The 1,438-nt window shown below is 58.8% G+C and carries 2 protein-coding genes; both read left to right on the forward strand.

Features of this window, described 5'->3' with window-relative positions; all coding sequences use genetic code 11:
- Window positions 1–188 (forward strand): hypothetical protein (locus EDE09_RS28505; RefSeq protein ID WP_207914895.1); only part of this gene is annotated, 188 nt, incomplete at its 5' end.
- Complete coding sequence (locus EDE09_RS27930; RefSeq protein WP_132413625.1) at window positions 127–1,164, forward strand: IS110 family transposase; 1,038 nt, start codon at window positions 127–129, stop codon at window positions 1,162–1,164. The genes EDE09_RS28505 and EDE09_RS27930, both read left to right, overlap by 62 nt.
- The last annotated feature ends 274 nt before the right edge of the window (window positions 1,165–1,438 follow it).

Consider the following 1,438-nt stretch of genomic DNA (forward strand, 5'->3'; position numbering starts at 1 on the left):
TACCGGAGATGGGGTATTCGGCTTTCGCCTCATCTTCCACGGTGATGCAGGAGGTGCTGCGCTTCGAGCTGATGATAAAACGTGGTCTGTCCAAACAGCCACAAGCATCAGGAAAGGAAGCGCAGCATGAAGCACTTTATTGGCCTCGATGTCTCGGTGAAAGAGACCGCCGTTTGCATTATCAATGAATCCGGCAAGATCTGTCGTGAGGTGAAGGTGGTCAGCCACCCTGACGATCTCATTGCAGTGCTGAAGGGCCAGACCTTGAACGTCGAGCGGGTCGGACTTGAAGCCGGACCTTTGTCGCAGTGGTTATTCGAGGGGTTGGCCAAGGCGGGATTGCCGGTCATCTGCATCGAGACGCGCCATGTGAAGGCCTTCCTGAAGGCGCAGCCCAACAAGACGGATCGCAACGATGCGCGCGGCATCGCGCAGATGATACGCGTCAATCTGTATCGCCCAGTGCATGTGAAGACGCTGACGAGCCAGAAGAGGCGGGCGCTTTTGACGGCCCGGAAGTTGCTGCAGGAAAAGGCGATTGCCATCGAGAACGACATCCGCAGCCTTCTGCGCAATTTTGGGCTGAAGGTTGCTGCCGTGGGAACGGTGAAGTTCGAAGAGCGCATTCGCGAGCTCACCGAAGGCATGCCCGATCTCGCGGCGATTATTGAGCCACTGCTTGCTGCCCGAGGGAAGCTGCGTACCGAATTTGCGCGCCTGCACAGGCAAGTTTTGGCGGTCGCGAAGGATGATGCCCCCTGCCGGCGCCTGATGACGATCCCTGGTGTCGGCCCTGTGGTGGCCCTCGCCTATACCGCGACAATCGACATTCCGCAGCGCTTCAGAAAATCCAAGGCCGTAGGGGCGATCCTGGGGCTGACGCCGAAGCTCGACGAGTCCGGGGAAAGCAGGCGCGTCGGCCGCATATCGCTGTGCGGGGACGGCATGATGCGAACTTTGCTCTATGAGGCTGCCCAAATCCTGCTGACGCGCGTCAGGAAATGGTCGTCGCTGAAGGCTTGGGCGATGAAGATCGCCAAGCGCAGCGGCATGGCGAAAGCAAAAGTCGCACTCGCTCGTCGCCTAGCGGTCGTCATGCATCGCATGTGGCTGGATGGCACTGAATTCTGTTGGACGCGAGAAGCCATGACACCAGCAAGCTGACAACAGGCGGAAGGAGAAAGACACAAAGTTCCGCCAACCGGCGGAAGGACGTCCTTCGCAGGACGATGGATGAGGCAAGTTCGGACCTATGTCTGTGCCGACCGCATCACGCGGTAATCACGCACCGGAGATTGAACCGCCTCATTCTCCTAACTCCATGCTGGGAGGGCAAAACGCCGATCCCGAAGAGAAGCGAGGACCTGCGGAAGATGTCATGTTCCGACGAGGCGGAGACGCTCGTAAGCGCTTGACCTCAACACGCCGAATAGAGAAG

Origin of the sequence: Neorhizobium sp. S3-V5DH (genome assembly GCF_004343065.1) — a bacterium.
In the GTDB taxonomy this organism is placed as follows: Bacteria; Pseudomonadota; Alphaproteobacteria; order Rhizobiales; family Rhizobiaceae; genus Neorhizobium; species Neorhizobium huautlense.

Coding starts and splice junctions, on each gene's coding strand:
- EDE09_RS27930 (WP_132413625.1), top strand. CDS start 127: ATGAAGCACTTTATTGGCCTCGATGTCTCGGTGAAAGAGACCGCCGTT.